The organism is Methanohalophilus sp. RSK (assembly GCF_003722075.1).
Lineage (GTDB): Archaea > Halobacteriota > Methanosarcinia > Methanosarcinales > Methanosarcinaceae > Methanohalophilus.
The window spans coordinates 24,206-44,032 of sequence record NZ_RDSK01000018.1 but is presented as its reverse complement, the minus strand read 5'-3'; the positions used below and the strand labels follow the sequence as shown (position 1 = coordinate 44,032).

Here is a 19,827-nt window from a genome sequence, read left to right as displayed (position 1 = left end):
CATCTCGAAAATTAATTTATGGATATGGAACGTGCAATAATACATGTCTCCGGTGTTGTGCAGGGTGTTTTCTTTCGCTCCTTTACCATGCAGAAAGCATCCGACATCGGACTTACCGGTTATGTGGTAAACCTCCCGGACGGCAGGGTTAAAGCTGTTGTCGAAGGTAGCAAGGGGAAAATAGATGCTCTGTTGAATGCTCTCAAACAGGGCCCGCCTGCATCCCGGGTCAGAGATGTCGAAATAGTTTGGGAGCCACCAACAGGCGAATTTAATGATTTCAGTATCAGGAGATAAATCATCTCCTGTAGAGATTGTCGGAAAAGCCCATATTCAAGAAAATGATAACATATCCAATAAATACAGTGCAACACAGCATAGCGTTTTACTTTCAGTCATTGCTTGAAATGTTTCGGTGGTTCGAATTATGTTCCCCGGCACGTAAGTTAGGGATATATTTATTTCTTATTTTTTTGTACGCTGCCAATTACACAGCTAAAACTTAAAAAAATAAAATAATCGCAATTCCTCTCACATCCCAAGCAACACATAACATTTATCTATGCACTAATTAAATATATTAAATATTGTTATGGAAGTTATTTTCTGAAATTTAGCATGTAGGTAGTAATAGAATGAGATTCCAAAAAGCGCATATAGTTTTTATATTAGCTGCATTCCTGTTAATATCATGTACAGGAACAGTTTCAGCAGAAGAGATCATGGTAGGTTCAGGTTATGGGAACACCACTATAACAGCCGCACTCGCGAATGCAAGTAACGGTGACATAATTACCGTAACCGATGGAACTTACACAGAGAATGTGGTTGTAACCAAAGAGGTTACTATTCGTTCAGAGAATGGGACGGCAAGCACTACCATACAGGCAGATTCAAGCAGTGACCATGTATTTTATGTGAGTAGTAATAACGTTACCATAAGCGGTTTTAATATTACAGGCGCAACAGGAACTTATCAAGCCGGTATTTACCTGTCTTCAGACAACAATACTCTGACAAACAATACTGCCAGCAACAATTACCACGGTATTTACCTGTCTTCTTCAGACAACAGTACACTGACAAACAATACTGCCAGCAATAACAGTCAGGACGGTATTTGCCTGTGGAGTTCAGACAGCAATACACTGACAAACAATACTGCCAGTGATAACAATTACGGTATTTACCTGTATGATGATTCATCCAGCAATACTCTGACAAACAATACTGCCAGCGATAATGAAGACCGCGGTATTTCCCTGTCTGATTCAGACAACAGTACTCTGACAAACAATACTGCCAGCAATAACAGTCAGAACGGTATTTACCTGTATTCTTCAGACAGCAATACACTGACAAACAATACTGCCAGCAATAACAATTACAACGGTATTTACCTGTATTCTTCAGACAACAGTACTCTGACAAACAATACTGCCAGCGATAACAATTACGGTATTTTCCTGTCTTCTTCAGACAACAGTACTCTGACAAACAATACTGCCAGCAATAACAATTACGGTATTTACCTGACTTCTTCAGACAACAGTACTCTGACAAACAATACTGCCAGCAATAACAGTCAGGACGGTATTTCCCTGTCTTCTTCAGACAACAGTACTCTGACAAACAATACTGCCAGCAATAACAGTCAGTACGGTATTCTCCTGTCTTCTTCAGTCAACAGTACTCTGACAAACAATACTGCCAGCAATAACAGTCAGGACGGTATTTCCCTGTCTTCTTCAGACAACAGTACTCTGACAAACAATACTGCCAGCAATAACAGTCAGTACGGTATTCTCCTGTCTTCTTCAGTCAACAGTACTCTGACAAACAATACTGCCAGCAATAACAGTCAGGACGGTATTTCCCTGTCTTCTTCAGACAACAGTACTCTGACAAACAATACTGCCAGCAATAACAGTCAGTACGGTATTCTCCTGTCTTCTTCAGTCAACAGTACTCTGACAAACAATACTGCCAGCAATAACAGTCAGGACGGTATTTCCCTGTCTTCTTCAGACAACAGTACTCTGACAAACAATACTGCCAGCAATAACAGTCAGTACGGTATTCTCCTGTCTTCTTCAGTCAACAGTACTCTGACAAACAATACTGCCAGCAATAACAGTCAGTACGGTATTTCCCTGTCTTATTCAAACGGCAATACTCTGACAGACAATACTGCCAGCAATAATATTAAGGACGGTATTTACCTGTCTTCTTCAGACAACAGTACTCTGACAAACAATACTGCCAGCAATAACAATTACGGTATTTACCTGCATCGTTCATCCAGCAATACTCTGACAGGTAACATAATGTTACAGAATAACTATAATCTAGACGTGGAAAGCAGTTCATTGACTGACTACTTAAATGATATAAATACCAGTAATCTGGTTGACAGTAAACCAGTTTACTATTTGTTAAACCAGTCTGATGCAACCATCCCAGCAAATGCGGGTGTTGTCTATGCGATCAATTGTACCAATGTGTCTGTTATGGATGCTGAGATAGCAAATGAACACTATGGAATTGTTTTTGCATATACAGATAATTCAACAATAGAAAATGTCACATTATCTGAGTCTTATAGGGGTATTTACCTGTATTCTTCAGTCAACAGTACTCTGACAAACAATACTGCCAGCAATAACAGTCAGTACGGTATTCTCCTGTCTTCTTCAGTCAACAGTACTCTGACAAACAATACTGCCAGCGATAACAATTACAACGGTATTTACCTGTCTTCTTCAGACAACAGTACTCTGACAAACAATACTGCCAGCGATAACAATTACAACGGTATTTACCTGTCTTCTTCAGACAACAGTACTCTGACAAACAATACTGCCAGCAATAACAGTCAGTACGGTATTTCCCTGTCTTATTCAAACGGCAATACTCTGACAGACAATACTGCCAGCAATAATATTAAGGACGGTATTTACCTGTCTTCTTCATCCGACAGTACTTTGACAGACAATACTGCCAGTGATAACAGTCAGGACGGTATTTACCTGTATCGTTCACCCGGCAATACTCTGACAAACAATACTGCCAGCGATAACAGTCAGTACGGTATTTCCCTGCGTTATTCATCCAGCAATACTCTGACAAACAATACTGCCAGTGATAACAGTCAGTACGGTATTTCCCTGCGTTATTCATCCAGCAATACTATGACAGACAATACTGCCAGCAATAACAGTCAGTACGGTATTTTCCTGTATCGTTCACCTGGCAATACTCTGACAGACAATACTGCCAGCGATAACAGTCAGTACGGTATTTCCCTGTCTGGTTCAGACGACTGTATTCTGACAGACAATACTGCCAGCAATACTCTGACAGACAATACTGCCAGTGATAACAGTCAGGACGGTATTTACCTGTATCGTTCACGCGGCAATACTCTGACAAACAATACTGCCAGCAATAACAGTCAGGACGGTATTTACTTGGAACTTTCACGCGGCAATACTCTGACAGACAATACTGCCAGTGATAACAGTCAGTACGGTATTTACCTGCGTTATTCATCCAGCAATACTCTGACAGACAATACTGCCAGTGATAACAGTCAGTACGGTATTTCCCTGGAGTCTTCATCCGACAATACACTGACAGACAATCGGGTAGATAATAATACAGATTCCGATCTCTATCTGAGTTCATCTGCAAATAATTTGGTAAATCCATTGGTCCTGGGTGACGGCCTGGCAGAAATTGACTTTACAAGTAATTCTTCTGAGACTACAATTTCAAGGACAGAAACAAATTCCACTGCCTTTTCCGGTAAAACCAATATCAATGGTTACATTACAATAGATTCTTTACTGGACAGCATGAATATGAGTCTCTTCTATGATGATGCCGGTATGAGTTCTACTGAATCGGGAATAGCCTTGTTCAAGCTCAATGACACAGAATGGGTTGAGGTGGAGAACACAACTCTTAACACTGCCCAAAATTCCTTGTCGGTAAACCTCACTGAATTCGGTACATTTGCCATGTTCAGAGATCCTGATACAACTACCAGTACCACAAGCAGTAGTTCAGGTACCCGTGCATCAGTAAGCCAGGGTCAGGATCCGGAAATAGTAATGAACACCGCGTCTTCAGTGATACGCATCACTGGTGATTCTGAAGTGGATTATGACTTCTCCGACAGTGGAACTCCTGTTCTTGGTGTCAGTTTTGATGCAAAGGAGGACAAGGGTATTGCTGTTGCCAAGGTCCAGGTGCTTTCAAGCAACCCTGAAGGTGTACCTTCCTCACCCGGAAAGTCATACCAGATGATGAGCATTGATGTTGGAAGTGAAGGAACTATCTCTTCAGATAGTGCAGACAATGTCAAGATCCATTTCAAGGTTAGCAAGCAGTGGATCGAGGAGAACAACATCGATATTTCCACAATTCGCATGACAAGATTCCATGATGAACAGTGGCAGGACCTTCCAACCTATCAGGAAAGAGAGGAAGACGGTTACATTTACTTCTACGCAGAAACACCTGGATTCTCAGTTTTTGAGGTTGTAGGTGACGAAGTTTCTGATACTCCTGCGGAAACAGTCGAAACTCCAACATCTGTGGCTGAAGAAGTAGAGGAACCTGTAGAAGAGGAAACACCGGATACTCCGGGATTCACAGCATTCATAAGTATTGCTGTAGTTGCTATTGCCTTTTTCATAAACAGGAGGTTGAAGTGAGAAGACAGGGCAGGTTTACTGTCCTTACTTTTATTTTTCGCTTAATTCTCACTAAAATTTAATGTTATGGATTTACATTCCAAGTTTGACAGTATCCACTCCTTGCTGAAGAAAACGTCCCTCTTTCAACCTAAAAATTTCACTTTTCTGTCAGGAAAACTCATTTGACAGCATTAAATAATTCAAGTCAATTTCTACGATTTCATCTCTTTTTGCCTTAAAATCAGTGTATTTATGGCATCAAAATTAGCGTAAATGTATCTTTTTGCCTTATTTTTCATGTAATCCACGGTAACTGTCAAATTCAATAAGCTATTTTTTATAGAGATTTATGGAATATATCTCGATGAATTTTGTAGACTTGGATTTGAGTTCATCGTACTCATATCGCATCAGTGATATGAATAATTGTGCAATGAACCCAATTATCTGTCAGTTTGCAACTTTGATCCTTTCATCAACAAGGCTATCCAGTTCTTCTCTTCCGAGATTTTCCATCTCCGGGCTAAAATAAGGGGTAAAATCGTCCTCCTTATTTATCAGCGGATAGTCTCTTCAACTATCTCATATTCCACGGAAGAAACTTCTCTCTCAAGAGAGGTGATTCCCAGTACATCTCGTAATTCTTCAATACAGTCCATGCATATATGGACTTTCCCTATTATTTTCCCCGGTTCGGCATCTTTTTCGGATCCGCCCTCTATGTCGTAATCCATACATTCTTTTCCACAAAATATACAGCTCAAGAAACCCCCTCCTTCTTATTATAATTTGAAAAGATTTGTATATATTACTTTCGACCCTCCAGGTAAGGGTTATTTTTATAAGTCCTCCATTTATATGGCTATTGATGTCTTCTTTTTTGAACAATAATTCCTTGACCCCTTCTTCGATGTATGAAATCAAGAGAAGATATGAACTGCTTGATGAATTGCTGAAAGAGCTCATCAAATGTTCTGATGAAGGTGACATTATACTGGTTGAAGGAAAAAGGGATGTTTCTTCATTGCGCAGTCTCGGCATACATGGTATTATTAAAAAGGTAACCCATATCCCCCTGCTTGATCTATCCGACAAACTGCGTGAAATGGACCGCTGTGTTATTATTTTGACTGATTGGGACAGAAGGGGAAACATACTTGCAGATAAGATATCTACAGATCTGGAATATTTGGATGTCGATGTGGACACTTCTCTCAGAAATCGATTGGTGTCCCTTGTTCAGAAAGAGATAAAAGATGTAGAAAGTCTTGATAGTCACGTGAAAAAAATGAAACATACTGTTTTACAACAGTATTAGTGAAGGAACTCCCGGGACATTGTCCTGCCACACTTGCGGCAGTAGTAAAGGACATTGGATTTCATCTTCATTACTTTTAACTTTTCCCGGCATTGAGTGCATGTCTTACAGGAGGATGCTTGCATCATACTGCCCCCTCACGCAAGCATAGTTATGGAATCAAGGCGTGCTGTTCCCTCTACTGTCCAGTAATCGCACACATTGCAGTATTCTATTCCATTTTCGCTGACTTCCATTTCTGAATAGCATTCAGGACATCTTTTCAGTCTTGTCATATTATTTTCCCCATATGTTTTTGAAATAGGATTAATACCAAAAGTAAATTATTCGTACCCCACTTTTTAGTAAATCCCGTCTGTACTTATAGGATTATTTTTGTATTTAAATGTAGTGGGACAATTCAACTTGTTTTGTATCAAATGTTATTTTCATGCATGTTTGGTCCTTCAGGCATTTCGCAGGAATGAATATCCAAAAAGCAGGATGGCTACTACAAATCCGGCGATTCCCAGTTCATTGGTTGCTGTGTCGGCTCTGGTAGCAAGATAGGCCGATGTAACCAGGATTATTGATAGGAATACATAGCGTGTGAAGTTTTCATACATCCTGTTTCTTTTAATCTCATTGGTTTTGTTCTCCAATTTTTCTATCCTGTAACCCCGGATTGTTTCGATAACGTCATCTATTCCCTGGGGTAAATTTTTGAAGATGTCAAGATAGCGATCTCCTTCAAGCTGGAAGTATTCCATCGCCCTGCCCGGGGAATATCTCTGCAGCAGTACTTTTGTGATGAGAGGTCTGGCATCATCAATAAGATTGAAGTCGGGATTTAGTTCGAGGCAAACACCTTCGATGAGGATAAGGGATCTTTCTAATGTGGAAAAATCACTTGGAAGAGATAGGTTGTATTTCAGGGCGAGGTTTGCATAACTGTCATTCTGTCTCTGGCCCAGCGCATAGTTTTGCTTTGCTATCAAATCATCAAGATCAAGTTTGAAATGACGCACGTTGATATCTTCCTTTTTTATATCCGCGATTCTCAGGAAAGCCTCAAAAGCAATATCCAGATTCTTTTTGTATATTCCGTAGAAAAGGTTGAGCATATTGCGTCTCAGTTCACCATCTATGATTCCGATTGCTCCAAAATCAATGTAGGCAATACTATTGTTCTGGATGAGGATATTTCCTCCATGAGGGTCTGCATGATACAGGCCATCGAGATAAACCTGCTTTAAGTAACTGGAACTGATCATGTGGGTATATTTTAAACGCTGTTCAGAACCCAGGTCCTGTATATTTTTCACCGGGGTTCCTTCCATATACTCCATTACAAGTACACTTTCAGTGCAGTAGTCGTCGTATACCTGAGGGATATTTACATCATCAATTCCTTCAAAATTTTCCCGGAAACGTTTGATATTACGGGCTTCATTGCGAAAATCCAGTTCTTTATTCAACAATTCCTGAAATTCATACAGGAATTCATCAAAATCGATGTTGTTTCCAAATCCCCCGATTCTTACGATGAAAGGCTTTAGGTCTTCAATTATGGATAGGTCAATGTTAATTTTGTTTATAAGACCGGGTCTTGAAACTTTTACGGCCACTTTATCATCATTCAGCTTTGCTTTGTATACCTGGGCAATTGATGCACTTGCTATAGGCATTGTATCAAATTCATCAAAATATCTCATCACCTGTTCCATTGATATTTCAGATTCGCCGTTTTGGGTGCCCGGTATTGCACATTGCAGGCTTGAAAAGGAAGGCAGCATCTGTTCAAACTCAAGGGGTTTTACGCGATCCTGCAGATTTGCCAGTTCCCGTATGTAACTTGGGGGAAGGATATCAGACCTTTTACTCATTATTTGGCCCAATTTAACAAAAGTAGGTCCCAACTCCTCAAAAGCAAATCGCATTTTGCGGGCATTGTGCTGGTTCTCAACATCGAGATAACAGGTACCACGTCTGCTGGATATGTAGTTGCGATTAATTTCTTTATACAGAAGACTGAAAAGATTATATTTCGTAAAAACCTTGAGGATTTCCAGATACCTGCGAATCTTTCTTAGCATCAACCTGTTTTTGCATCTTCCTTGTTAAATATGTATTGTTATATTTTGTGGAATAGGTTTAATTAACATATGTGAATAGTTCTTCTCATGAACAATATAGTCATTATAAGATACGGTGAACTGTCCCTCAAAAGTCCGGGTGTACGCAGTTTTTTCGAACGTACACTGGTCAATAATCTCAAAGCAATGCTTGAGCAGCAGGCAGTTTCATATCATAAAATTATCAGGGACAGGGGGCGTATTTTTGTTGAATCAGATGACCCGGCAGCTGCAGAAGTATGTTCGAATGTTTTCGGGGTGGTCTCTACCTCTTTTGCCCGTAAAGTCGATCCAAATTTAAAATCAGCCGCAGCAGAATGTGCTGCAATAGCCGGTGATTTTATCGCAGAATCTGAATCATTTGCAATCCGTCCACGTCGCTCGGGGAATCACTCCTTTACCTCCGCGGATTTAGGAAGAATTTGTGGGGATGCGGTGTATGAGATACTTGAGTCCCTGGGAAGGAATCCTTCGGTGAATCTTGATGACCCGGATAAAGAAATCTTTGTGGAAATGAGGCAAAACGCCGCTTATGTATTTACGCATATATCAAAAGGTGTGGGTGGTCTTCCGTTAGGTACACAGGGGAAAATGGTAGTTCTGTTATCAGGAGGAATCGATTCCCCGGTTGCTGCCTGGTTGCTGATGAGAAGGGGTGTAAATGTGATTCCTGTATTCTGCAACAATGCACCTTTTTCCGATGAGGCAACCCGTCAGAAAGCCATCAAATGTGTGAATGTGCTTAACGAGTGGTCTGCCGGCAACCCCATGAAAATGTATGAAGTTCCCAATGGGAAGAATTTACAGGCAATTCAGGACAACTGTTCTCTTAAAAACACATGTATATTATGCAAGAGGACGATGTACAGGATTGCCTTTGAAGTTATGGAAAAAGAAAAAGCATCAGGCATAATTACCGGGTCATCCCTGGGGCAGGTGGCTTCCCAGACAACTTATAATTTGCATGCTGAAATTTATGGTCTGGGATTTCCTATATACCATCCGCTCATAAGTTTTGATAAGACTGAGATAATCGATCTGGCCCGAAAAATAGGTACTTATGACATATCTACTCTGAGTTCTGCAGGGTGTGGAGCTGTCCCTGAACGTCCGGAGGTAAGGGCCATGTATGATGCGGTAGTTAAAGAGGAAGCAAAACTGGATGTTGATGGTCTTATTGCCGATTCTCTGGCAAATGCCAGGGTATTGTATGAGTTTGAGTGAGAATGAGGCTTGAAGGGATGGACCTGGCGGGATTCGAACCCGCGGCCTTTACGTTGCGAACGTAACGATCTTCCCCTGATCTACAAGCCCAAAAAAAGAGTTGTGAAGACCTTCAGACAGGTCTTCCTACTTCTTCTACCTGTACGCTTTCGACGCCTTCGATAGTTGCTATGGCTTCCTCAACAGGTTCGGTTCCGCCTTCGAGGTCGCCTACAAGAACTGTAGCTTTTATGGCCTTGAGGCCAAATGCAATAGGCTCTTCGACAGTTCCGAAGAGTTCTGAACCTTCAGGTAAAACATCTGCGACCTTTGCTTTGATCTCTTCAAGATCTCTTTCTACGCCATCGGGCATTATTTTAATAGTAGCTGCAACATCTCCCATATTTACACCTCATGGACCCATAAATCCACATTTCGGACAGACGTAATTGTTACTCTGCTGTCTGCATTTTATGCATCTTCCAAGTTCGGTGTCACATTCGGGGCATGCAAAACGTGCAAAACCCTTGTCCGAAAGGTGTACACCGCAGGAGGTACAGTAATTGACCTTCTCCATTGTATTTCTCCTTATTGTGATTTTACTATAAGTATGACGGATTGAGTACATAATCCGTATATAATTTAAAATTTCCCCCTGATGTAGGTACTTGTGTCTCTGTTTCCCATAATTGTCCCTGTTATTCTGGAAAAATAGTTGCCATTTACAATAGTGCAATTCATTTCATGTTGCATGAGGTAGTGTGGAAGATAGGTATCCACACAACTCTGTCCCATTTTTATGATGTCAGAAGCGTTAATTTCCCGTAACAATTTTCCCTGTTGCAGGATTCCGTCAACATCTGTTATTTTAATATATTCTGCTCCTGTCATTTGGGCAAATTTCGCACCGATTGTGTCGGATGTGACCTTCCATGAATGAGGCAGATCGTCGCTATCTGTAAGAAGCCTGTAAGGTAGCAGAATTCGGACCCCTTCAAAAGGTTTGAGGGTAGCAGTTGTATCAATTTTCGTCATTTCCCTGAGGTATATACCATACTGCTCCATGGATAGGATTGCCAACCAGTGAGAGGTATCATCATCAAAACCTGCCATCTCTTCCATGTCCCTTATTCGATCTGCAAAGGGTCCTCCGCCGGGTACCACTAGCAACTGTACTTTTTTATCCTTTGCCCAACTTTTCAGTGACAGCAGTAATTCAGGCCCCTGTTTTATCAGGCTTCCTCCCAGTTTTAATACGACTTTTTCTTTCATGTTTTGTTCAGTTTCACTCCAGCAGATTGGCTACTGCATAGGCAGGGAATACCTTTGATATATCAAGGCTCCATTTCTCTGCCAGTGAAATGTACTCAATACCCAGTTCTTCACATGCGTTTTTGATCAAAAATTCACCAAGCCCTGCTGCAAGGACGGTATTAATGTCGTGTTTGCGGCAAAGTTCTGAGATCGCTTCTGTGAGCCTTTCTTTCTGTCTATTCTTGACAGCCATCGCTATCTCTCTGACATCTGCCATGTCAATTTCATTCAGGTCTGCGCAGACAACCCTTGCAAGTCTTCTGGCAGCCTCTTTTTCTGATTTTCCATGCCCGTCAGCAGTTTCACATGTGTATGCATCTTCATCGATATCTGACAGGAGGAGGTAAGCATCCGCGCTTGTGGCAAAGAGCTCAGAGGCGATTCGGCAATTCCCCGGCCTTATCGCCACACTGTCCAGCAGGGCCGCTATATTTGTCCTCAGGACACCCTGATACAATAATTCGTTGTTTGCAAGACGTTGTGTATCGGTATTGTGTGCAACTACTTTTCCGTCTTTGACAGGGATTAAATCACTTGTAGTACTGCCCATATCCACAAAAAGACAATCTTTCATTTTCCTGGCAATGAAACTTGCAGAAGCCATCCAGTTTGCTGCGGCAAGAGAGGCGGGATTTTGTGTATGTTTTATAAAATTGCCTTCCTGGTTCAGAAAGTCAATCTCACAGTCAAATCGGTCTCTTACAATATCCATAATGCCAAGGACTCCTGCCGTTTTATCTTCGTAACAATCGGCAAGTTCTCCGGTCATCACAACGCCCACATGAGATGGATTGTGCTTTTCTGAGATATTTTTCAGAACCGTTGGAAGTTTTGTTTCTTTCCAGAGGGGCACATAGTAAAGTTCACAGACAGTGCCGTCTGCGGAGGCTATTTTTGTATTTGCCCCTCCGATATCTATCCCGAGTTTTTTCATAAAAGGTCCTCCTTTCGGAATTCATAATTGCCGGTAATATGTACTGTTGGTGGTAAGTTCTCTTCCAGGGCACCAATCAACAATTCTCCTATTTGGGGTTTGATTATTTTGCAGATGCCCACAAGCGAAGTGGTAGGCCTGGGATTTATGTCTATTACATAGGGCCTGTCACCCATTACAATATCAATACCTGTGTATCCCCTGCATCCAAGTGCCAGGGCTGCCTTTTTTGCAGTATCGATAATCAGTTCCCTGTCAGGTGTATCATAGGGAGTTATGCCTCCCTTGTAGTCGATGGCTTTTTGATCATCTTTTCCTGTAATTTCTATGTACTGACGATTTATTGCAAGAGGAAGAGGTGCATCGGCACAGATAAGACTCACACTCAGGTGTTCTCCTTCCATATATTCGGTTACGATCATGTCCTGGGATATTGAAGGATTGGCTGTAATGATCGTGTTTTCTGCAGCACATCCATAACGGGGCTTGACCACATAATTGGTACCTTTCTTAATATCTTCCACTGTTTCAACAAGTTGGGGTGCAGGTATTCCATTCTTTTCAAGAATTTTTCCGCATTTGAGTTTATCCGCACACTCCCGGATGACCGCCGGGGATGATCCCATATTAGAGGTATGTTCTTCTATCTCTTCCACAAGCTCTGCAAGCAGGTCATCAGGGGCAATTACCAATGCAGCATCACATTTTTTTGCCTCGGCCTGTAAAACAGCCCTTATGTTTCCTTCGTTACAATACACGGGAGTGCCGGCCTGGATTTCGCTTGCAGATGTTGTATATTTGATTTCATGATTGCCGGCGGCAAAGCTTTCTGCAAGTCCTTTTAGCATGGCTTTGCCTTCAAGCAGGAAGGTGCCTCCCATTCCCGTGCTTGTGGCATATTCGCAAATTAGGATGTTCATAACTCGAAAAATGTTTTATTTAATATATGCTTTGGGTTTATATCGAGGAGACAATAAATATATACTATCAGGACCTCTTTTTTGCAGAGAGGGATGGATTTGGAAATGTCAGAAAATCCTTTTATTCAGGCACTGTTAATATCTTTTGCAATGGCAATTTTTATGGTGGGTATGGCCATGGGTATAATGCAAATAGTAACCACCGGTTCAAACCCCGTACCTTATGCCATTATACTTTTGGTATTCGCCGTCATATTCATTCTTGCCTCTGTTTTCTTTGAAAAGAGAGGAGCCGACGAGTTGGGATCAATCGCAGGTGCAGCACTTGTTTCCTCGGTAAGTACCTTTTCAATCATCTCTTTTCTGGGAGGACTGAGTTTTGCTTTTAATGATGGACTTTTTTCCATAGGATGGAATAGACTGGTTTCCGCACTGGCGATTTGTATGATTGTTAGTATGCTGGTTGTCAAGTTCTTCTCTTACAGGATTCAGAACCAGTATTCCTGATTAAATGCCCGCCATGCGCAAACTATTTATAGAACATCATACAATCCAATTCTCTGCAATTTCTATTATAAGTTGGACCGCTCAATACACAGGCGGAGATGTCAGTGATGGTAGGTAAAGATAAACAAGAAGACGATAACTCCTCAGACGCGGGAAAATCTCCTGAAGAGCTGGAACAGCTGGTTCAGGAAAAGGATGCGGAAATTGCATCCCTGAAGGAAGACCTTTTGCGTAAGAGAGCAGAATTTGACAATTTCCGCAAACGTACCCGCAAGGAGCAGGAAGAATTCCGCAATTTTGCGGTGGAAAACCTAATGATGGAATTGCTTGATGCCTATGATAACTTCGAAAGGGCCATCGAGTCCGCTCACAATACCGATGATGTGAATTCGGTGGTCGAAGGGATAGAAATGGTGTTCAGGCAATTTGTATCGATCCTGGAAAAAGAAGGTCTCAAAAGGATTGAATGTGAAGGTGCGGAATTTGACCCCTCCGAACATGAAGCCATGATGCATGTTGAACATGCGGATCATCCTGACAATACTATCATTGATGTTTGTAAGCCTGGATACAAGTTAAATTCCAGGATAATCCGGCCCGCTATGGTGACGGTTTCCAAAAATACTTCTTCGGACAAAGAGGAGAAGTAAAGTTCATTGAAATGAATCGATAAGAAATATCAACTATAAATCTGATAAAATTACAAAGAGGTAATCTATATGGGTAAAATACTTGGAATTGATCTGGGAACTACAAATTCCTGCATGGCAGTGATCGAAGGTGGCGAACCAACTGTGTTACCAAATGCAGAAGGTAGCAGGACGACTCCCTCTGTAGTGGGATTCTCAAAGAAGGGAGAAAAACTTGTGGGCCAGGTAGCCAAAAGACAGATGGTGGCAAATCCGAACAATACGGTAAGTTCAATCAAACGTCATATTGGTGAAGGGGACTATCAGGTAACTCTCAACGGCAAGGAATATACGCCGCAGGAAATTTCTGCAATGATACTGCGCAAACTCAAGGAAGATGCAGAAAGTTATCTCGGTGAAACAATTACCGATACTGTAATCACAGTTCCTGCTTATTTCAATGACTCCCAGAGACAGGCTACAAAGGATGCCGGTAAGATCGCAGGACTTGAAGTTAAGAGGATCATAAATGAGCCCACAGCAGCTTCTCTGGCATATGGGCTGGACAAAGAAACCGGTGACCACAAGATTCTTGTTTACGATCTTGGAGGCGGTACTTTTGATGTGTCTATCCTTGAGTTGGGAGACGGGGTTTTTGAAGTACTTTCCACAAGTGGTGATACCCATCTTGGAGGAGATGACTTCGATGACAGGATTGTCAACCACATCATAAGCGAATTCAAAAAGGAAGAAGGTATCGATCTATCCGGTGACAAGGCAGCAATGCAGAGGTTCAAGGATGCCGCGGAGAAGGCCAAGATTGAACTGTCCGGTGTGGGTACCACAAACATCAACCTTCCTTTCATTACAGCTGATTCTAATGGCCAGCCAAAACATGTTGACATCGATATTACAAGGGCACAATTTGAAAAGATGACCGAGGATCTGATTGACAAGACCCTCCAATCAATGAAACAGGCTCTAAGTGATGCAAACCTTAAAACTTCAGATATCGAAAAGATCCTGCTAATTGGTGGTTCTACCAGGATGCCTGCAGTCGTCAGGACTGTGAAGGAGTTCATTGGTAAGGATCCGTACAAGAATATCAATCCTGATGAAGCGGTTGCTGTGGGTGCTGCCATACAGGCCGGTGTAATGGGAGGAGAAGTTGAAGATGTATTGCTGCTGGATGTCACTCCTCTGACCCTTGGTATCGAAACAATGGGCGGTGTCGCAACACCCCTGATTGAGAGAAATACCACTATTCCTACACGTAAGAGTCAGGTGTTCTCGACAGCTGCGGATAACCAGAGTTCTGTGGAAATTCACGTATTGCAGGGTGAAAGAGGCGTTGCTTCTGCCAACAAGAGTCTGGGGCGCTTTATCCTTGACGGCATACCACCTGCACCACGCGGAATGCCACAGATCGAAGTTACTTTCGATATTGATGCCAACGGTATTCTCAATGTTTCTGCAAAGGATAAGGGAACCGGTAAAGAGCAGTCTATAACCATCCAGAAACCAGGCGGTCTTTCTGATGAGGAGATCGACCAGATGGTCAAGGATGCAGAGGCACATGCTGAAGAAGACAAGGCAAAGAAAGAAGAGGTCGAGGCAAGGAATAATGCAGAAACCCTGGTAAGTTCTGCCGAGAAGGCTCTCAAGGAAGCAGGAGATATTGCTTCAGATGAGCAGAAATCCAAGGTAGAATCCGCGATTTCAGATCTCAATACTGCTCTTGAAGGCAGTGACATTGAAGCAATCAAGAGTAAAACCGAGGCTCTGCAGGAAGCAATGTATGAAATCTCTGCCCTTCTTTACCAGAAGGCACAGGAAGAGGCTGAGGCTTCCGGACAGGCAGCAGGCGGAGAAGGTGCTTCTACATCTGGTGCAGAAGGTGGATCAGATGAAGATGTTGTCGATGCTGACTTTGAAGAAGTAGACAACGATAAATAATCTAAACCAGTGCAGGGAATTTCCCTGCAATTTTATTTAATTAATTATAAAAGATTCACGGGTTTTCTATGTCTACCAAGCGAGATTATTACGAAATACTGGGTATTTCCAAAGATGCATCAGCTAGCGAGATTAAGAAAGCTTATCGCAAGCTTGCAATGAAACATCATCCGGATAAGAATAAGGAGCCGGATGCTGAGGAAAAGTTCAAGGAGATATCCGAGGCCTATGCTGTCCTTTCCGATGAGGGAAAAAGGGCCCAATATGATCGCTTTGGACACGCAGGAATTGATAACCAGTATTCTGAAGAAGATATCTTCCGTTCAGCTGATTTCGGTGGTTTTGAAGACATCCTGGAGCATATTTTTGGTGGCGGCTTCGGTGGATTTGGCGGCGGCTTCGGAGGCTTTGGTGGCTCAGGCCGGACTCAACGGGGCCCCCGCAGAGGTTCTGACCTGAGATATGACATGGATATCACCCTCAAACAGGCTGCATTCGGAGACAAGGTTAACATCGATGTTCCACGGGCTCAGAATTGTGAAACATGTGGTGGGACAGGGGCTAAACCCGGTACAGAACCAATCAACTGTTCTAACTGCGGTGGTAGTGGGCAGGTTACGCATGCTCGCCGTACTCCCCTTGGTAACTTTGTGACAGCCACCACCTGTGACAAATGCCATGGTAAAGGGCAGACAATAGAATCACCCTGTGAAACCTGTAATGGTAGCGGCAAAGTCAGAAAAACAAAGACCATAGAGGTAAACATCCCCAAAGGCGTGGAAACCGGTTTGCGTTTGAAAATGTCCGGGGAAGGGGAAGCCGGAAGTCCTGGTGCCCCACCGGGAGATCTTTATATTGTACTTCATGTAAAACCTCATGAGCGCTTTGAAAGGATGGGTGACGACATCGTATGCGAAATCCCTATCTCCTTTGCCCAGGCTGGCCTGGGTGACAGCGTACAGGTTCCCACTCTTTATGGTGATGTAAAGATGAATATAAAACCCGGCACCCAGACCCATTCAGTATTGCGTCTGAAAGGCAAGGGGATGCCCCATCTGCATGGGCATGGACAGGGGGACCAGCTCGTAAAAGTTATCGTAAAAACCCCTACAAAGCTCAGTGAGGAACAGAAAAAACTCCTCAAGGAATTTGACAGTCTGGGTGGAGGATCTGCCGGTTCAGGGAAAGGTGGAGTTTTTGATAAATTCAAAAATGCTTTTGAATCAGTCATTTCTCCTGAAGATTCCCCGGGCGATTCTCCTGCCTGATTTTCCTTATTTTTCCTTTTTTTCAGTAACCTTTAACAATAATAGCATATATTATCGCTCAATCCAGTTTATTATTTATGTTAATTGAATAGAGGTGCCTTTATGAAAATCATTGTCATAGGTGCAGGTGAAGTTGGTTATCATATAGCTAAATCACTGTACCTGGAAAATGATCTTGTTATCATTGATGAAGATGAAGATGCTTGCCTGAGAGTCGATGAATTCGATGTTCAGGTTATTCGGGGCAACGGAGCAAATGCTGCAATTCTTGAAAAAGTTTTGATCGGTGCAGATCTGCTTGTGGCTGTAACCGGTGATGATGAAGTAAACATAGTTTCATGTATGGCTGCTAAATTGATAAAGCAGTCCAATAAGAACTTCAAGACCATGGCAAAGGTCAGTAATCCTGATTACATCGATCGGCCTGTAGCCAAGCGTACACAGGTTGGTATTGATGTAATGGTATGTCCCGAACTTGCTCTTGCATCTGAAGTTGCTGACATTTTGTCAATTCCTTCTGCTATTGATTCTGAATCCTTTGCAGACGGAAAAGTAAAAATGATGGAGTTTGTTGTTAAGGACAATAGTAATATTGCAGGCAAACACCTTCGGGACATAGATTTGCTCGATTGCTGTATCGTAAGTGCTCTTTTCAGGGGTTCGCAATTGATCATTCCCCATGGTGAAGATATAATTCAGGCCGGCGACCACATCGTAATTATTGGTAAAGCAGATGCAATGAAGGACATTTCTTCCTTTTTTGGCGAGATCAATAAATCACGCAGCCGTGTGATGATAATCGGAGGGGGAGTAGTTGGGTTTTACCTGGCACAGCTGCTTGAAAAAACCCGTCTGAACGTAAAGATTATTGAAAAGGGCCGCCAGAGATCTGAAATGGTAGCTGATAATCTTCAAAGGGCACTTGTTTTGCGTGGGGACGGTTCCGACCTGAATCTTCTAAAGGAAGAAGGTGTCGGTGAGATGGACGTAGTTATCTCTGTCACAGACAGTGATGAAAAAAATTTATTGTGTTCGCTGATGGCCAAACAGCTAGGGGCAAAGAAGGTAATTGTCAGAGCTGATCACTTTGATTATGTGCCCCTTTTCGAAATGGTGGGTGTGGACCGTGCTGTCAGTCCCAGGGAAGCCACGGTTAACGAAGTACTTAAACTTACTATGGGGACGGGAATTGAAGCCCTGACGACCATTGAAGGCGAAAAGGCAGAAATCATCGAATATACCGTGTCTCGCAAATCAAGAGTGACAGGAAAACTTCTAAAAGATGTGAATTTCCCGGCTGATTCCCTAGTAAGCATGGTAGTACACGGAGGAGTAACTATTATCCCCCGAGGTAACTACAGGGTAAGGGTGGGGGACCACCTGCTTGTATTTTCCCTGCCCAGTGCACATCAGGCTGTAGAAAAACTGTTCAAGTAAGGCTACATTTTTTGCTGTCTATATCCAGTGGCATGGAGAATAGAGAAGTCGAAAACTCCTGCATTCTGGAAAAATAAAAAATAATCAGTCGGCCTGATCATTTTTATATTTGAATTCAAAATTACTGTTTACAACGTCCTTGAAAAGTCCCCGCAGGTCCCATAGTAATTTCTTGTTTGCTTTGAATAGGGCATAAAGCAAGTCCTTGAGACTGAGGCTATAAAAATTAACATTAGACAGGGATTGTGCAAGGTGGTTGAGATCTTTGTCTGTAAATTTGACAAATGTCTCTTTTACTACCAGGCTATATTCGATTTCCTTTCCGATGGTGGATCTCCAGAGAGTTTCATATTCATTCAGGGTATTTGTGGTGTAATCTCCTTTTTTAATGGCATCCGCAGCAACTTCTGCAGCAATCTTTCCAGCTTCCATGGCATTGATTATACCTCCTCCTGTAATTGGATCTGACTGGCGTGCAGCATCACCCACAAGGATTAACCCATCACTAACTGTTTTTTCGATGGGGCCACTAACGGGTACCCCTCCATAGACCATTTCGATGATCCTTCCCTCGGGGTACATATCTTTCATAAATTTATCAAGATAGTCGATGGCCCTGTGGTCACCTGATTTACTTCCCAGAACGCCAACGCCTATGTTTGCCATATTTTCACCTTTCGGGAATACCCAGAGGTAGCCTGCTGGTGCAATTTCGTTTCCGAGATAAAAATCACAGAATTGTGGATCAATATCGATATCAGTAACAAGGTACTGTACGCAGGTTTCCATATCAGCTGGTTTCAGGGAGGTGTCTAATCCTGCCCATCTGCCAACCTTTGATTCCATACCGTCAGCGCCGATAACGATCTTTGAGCGTATTTCGTACTCCTCACCCAGGTGCATTGCATAAATTCCGCATACAACACCCTTTTCCACTATAAGCCCGGTTGCCCGGGTCTTGACTCTAACTTCTGCACCTGCCCTGGCACACTGGTCCACAAGGGCACGGTCGAAAACTTTTCTCTCAAGGACGTAACCTACTTCCCCTCCGGACATTTCTTCACTCATTTCGACCATTGTGCCGTCCGGGGAATATATACGGGAGCCTGTAAGATCTGCGCATATCCAGCGTGGGTCTGGTTCGATGTGGTCACTGAGGCAGATTTTAGAAACTCCTTCTGCACAGCGCACAGGGTCTCCAATTTCCTGCCTTTTTTCGATAAGGAGTACATCAAGTCCGAGTTCTGCAGCATTTTTTGCGGCGATTGCTCCCCCGGGTCCACCACCTACGACTATTAAGTCATACATTTCTTTCATTTTTTCACCTCAATAGCTCCTACCGGGCAGATTTTGGCACAGAGACCACAACTTGTGCAGCAATCATTAGCTTCCACCCAGGTTTCTACAAGCTCGAGGGCTCCGCCGGGGCATACACCCACACATGCACCACAGTATCCGCACTTGTACCGATTTATGTTAATGCTCATCCAATCACCGAAATAAGATATGAATTTACCTTAATAA

Annotated in this window: 20 protein-coding genes, 1 tRNA gene and 1 pseudogene; 9 read left to right on the top strand and 13 right to left on the bottom strand. The window is 42.6% G+C overall.

The genetic code is table 11. The features are described 5' to 3' along the window. The first annotated feature begins 18 nt into the window (after positions 1-18). Both EFE42_RS10170 and EFE42_RS10165 read left to right on the top strand, forming a co-directional pair. Positions 19-297, top strand: coding sequence for an acylphosphatase (locus tag EFE42_RS10170; RefSeq protein WP_123137129.1), 279 nt, complete (start codon positions 19-21; stop codon positions 295-297). Between the two features lie 425 nt (positions 298-722). Beyond that, positions 723-4,721 carry a NosD domain-containing protein gene (locus EFE42_RS10165; RefSeq protein WP_158599235.1) on the top strand — a complete coding sequence of 1,333 codons (3,999 nt, stop codon included), beginning with the start codon at positions 723-725 and terminating at the stop codon, positions 4,719-4,721. A 194-nt stretch (positions 4,722-4,915) separates the two neighbouring features. Here the strand turns inward: EFE42_RS10165 and EFE42_RS10845 are convergent. Both EFE42_RS10845 and EFE42_RS10160 read right to left on the bottom strand, forming a co-directional pair. After that, positions 4,916-5,150: pseudogene (locus tag EFE42_RS10845) on the bottom strand (hypothetical protein); the annotation flags it as partial. Between the two features lie 110 nt (positions 5,151-5,260). Next, the gene (locus EFE42_RS10160; protein ID WP_123137127.1) at positions 5,261-5,467 is read right to left on the bottom strand and encodes a hypothetical protein; all 207 of its coding nucleotides are present in this window, start codon (positions 5,465-5,467) and stop codon (positions 5,261-5,263) included. A 104-nt stretch (positions 5,468-5,571) separates the two neighbouring features. On the opposite strand from EFE42_RS10160, the gene EFE42_RS10155 reads away from it, so the two are divergent. Next, complete coding sequence (locus tag EFE42_RS10155; protein ID WP_233564817.1) at positions 5,572-6,021, top strand: toprim domain-containing protein; 450 nt, start codon at positions 5,572-5,574, stop codon at positions 6,019-6,021. On the opposite strand, the gene EFE42_RS10945 is transcribed toward EFE42_RS10155, so the two are convergent. From EFE42_RS10945 to EFE42_RS10150, 3 genes are all read right to left on the bottom strand, one after another. Then, on the bottom strand, positions 6,018-6,149 hold the full coding sequence (locus EFE42_RS10945; RefSeq protein ID WP_255419082.1) for a hypothetical protein: 132 nt from the start codon (positions 6,147-6,149) through the stop codon (positions 6,018-6,020). The genes EFE42_RS10155 and EFE42_RS10945 overlap by 4 nt on opposite strands. 9 nt (positions 6,150-6,158) lie before the next feature. Further along, complete coding sequence (locus EFE42_RS10660; RefSeq protein ID WP_199724129.1) at positions 6,159-6,296, bottom strand: hypothetical protein; 138 nt, start codon at positions 6,294-6,296, stop codon at positions 6,159-6,161. 171 nt (positions 6,297-6,467) lie between these two features. Further along, complete coding sequence (locus EFE42_RS10150; RefSeq protein WP_123137126.1) at positions 6,468-8,096, bottom strand: AarF/ABC1/UbiB kinase family protein; 1,629 nt, start codon at positions 8,094-8,096, stop codon at positions 6,468-6,470. Between the two features lie 87 nt (positions 8,097-8,183). Here EFE42_RS10150 and thiI point away from each other — a divergent pair, with 87 nt between their 5' ends. Then, the gene (thiI, locus tag EFE42_RS10145; protein WP_123137125.1) at positions 8,184-9,359 is read left to right on the top strand and encodes a tRNA uracil 4-sulfurtransferase ThiI; all 1,176 of its coding nucleotides are present in this window, start codon (positions 8,184-8,186) and stop codon (positions 9,357-9,359) included. Positions 9,360-9,377: 18 nt separating this feature from the next. On the opposite strand, the gene EFE42_RS10140 is transcribed toward thiI, so the two are convergent. The 6 genes from EFE42_RS10140 to EFE42_RS10115 form a co-directional block, all read right to left on the bottom strand. Further along, positions 9,378-9,449, bottom strand: a tRNA-Ala gene (locus EFE42_RS10140). A 22-nt stretch (positions 9,450-9,471) separates the two neighbouring features. Continuing rightward, positions 9,472-9,741 (bottom strand): elongation factor 1-beta, encoded by a 270-nt coding sequence (locus EFE42_RS10135; RefSeq protein ID WP_123137124.1) that lies wholly within the window; start codon positions 9,739-9,741, stop codon positions 9,472-9,474. A gap of 9 nt (positions 9,742-9,750) precedes the next feature. Beyond that, entirely contained in the window at positions 9,751-9,915 is a 165-nt protein-coding gene (locus tag EFE42_RS10130; protein WP_013038060.1) for an HVO_2753 family zinc finger protein, read from the bottom strand. A 65-nt stretch (positions 9,916-9,980) separates the two neighbouring features. Next, positions 9,981-10,610 carry an amino acid kinase gene (locus tag EFE42_RS10125; RefSeq protein WP_123137123.1) on the bottom strand — a complete coding sequence of 210 codons (630 nt, stop codon included), beginning with the start codon at positions 10,608-10,610 and terminating at the stop codon, positions 9,981-9,983. A gap of 13 nt (positions 10,611-10,623) precedes the next feature. Then, positions 10,624-11,586, bottom strand: coding sequence for a hydantoinase/oxoprolinase family protein (locus EFE42_RS10120; RefSeq protein ID WP_123137122.1), 963 nt, complete (start codon positions 11,584-11,586; stop codon positions 10,624-10,626). After that, positions 11,583-12,506 carry an ATP-grasp domain-containing protein gene (locus tag EFE42_RS10115; RefSeq protein WP_123137121.1) on the bottom strand — a complete coding sequence of 308 codons (924 nt, stop codon included), beginning with the start codon at positions 12,504-12,506 and terminating at the stop codon, positions 11,583-11,585. The genes EFE42_RS10120 and EFE42_RS10115 overlap by 4 nt, the downstream gene beginning before the upstream one ends. A 93-nt stretch (positions 12,507-12,599) precedes the next feature. On the opposite strand from EFE42_RS10115, the gene EFE42_RS10110 reads away from it, so the two are divergent. From EFE42_RS10110 to trkA, 5 genes are all read left to right on the top strand, one after another. Further along, complete coding sequence (locus tag EFE42_RS10110) at positions 12,600-13,013, top strand: heat-shock protein (protein ID WP_233564816.1); 414 nt, start codon at positions 12,600-12,602, stop codon at positions 13,011-13,013. Positions 13,014-13,120: 107 nt separating this feature from the next. Then, complete coding sequence (gene grpE, locus EFE42_RS10105) at positions 13,121-13,663, top strand: nucleotide exchange factor GrpE (protein WP_123137120.1); 543 nt, start codon at positions 13,121-13,123, stop codon at positions 13,661-13,663. A gap of 69 nt (positions 13,664-13,732) precedes the next feature. Then, positions 13,733-15,598 (top strand): molecular chaperone DnaK, encoded by a 1,866-nt coding sequence (dnaK, locus tag EFE42_RS10100; protein WP_123137119.1) that lies wholly within the window; start codon positions 13,733-13,735, stop codon positions 15,596-15,598. A gap of 68 nt (positions 15,599-15,666) precedes the next feature. After that, positions 15,667-16,866 (top strand): molecular chaperone DnaJ, encoded by a 1,200-nt coding sequence (gene dnaJ / locus EFE42_RS10095; protein ID WP_123137118.1) that lies wholly within the window; start codon positions 15,667-15,669, stop codon positions 16,864-16,866. A gap of 102 nt (positions 16,867-16,968) precedes the next feature. Next, entirely contained in the window at positions 16,969-18,303 is a 1,335-nt protein-coding gene (trkA, locus tag EFE42_RS10090) for a Trk system potassium transporter TrkA (protein WP_123137117.1), read from the top strand. Between the two features lie 84 nt (positions 18,304-18,387). Here trkA and EFE42_RS10085 read toward each other — a convergent pair whose 3' ends face one another. Continuing rightward, a complete protein-coding gene (locus EFE42_RS10085; RefSeq protein ID WP_123137116.1) occupies positions 18,388-19,620 on the bottom strand; it encodes an NAD(P)/FAD-dependent oxidoreductase in 1,233 nt (410 codons plus the stop codon). Continuing rightward, positions 19,617-19,790: a 4Fe-4S binding protein gene (locus EFE42_RS10080; RefSeq protein WP_123137115.1), complete on the bottom strand. Its 174-nt coding sequence runs from the start codon at positions 19,788-19,790 to the stop codon at positions 19,617-19,619. The genes EFE42_RS10085 and EFE42_RS10080 overlap by 4 nt, the downstream gene beginning before the upstream one ends. Positions 19,791-19,827 lie beyond the last annotated feature (37 nt).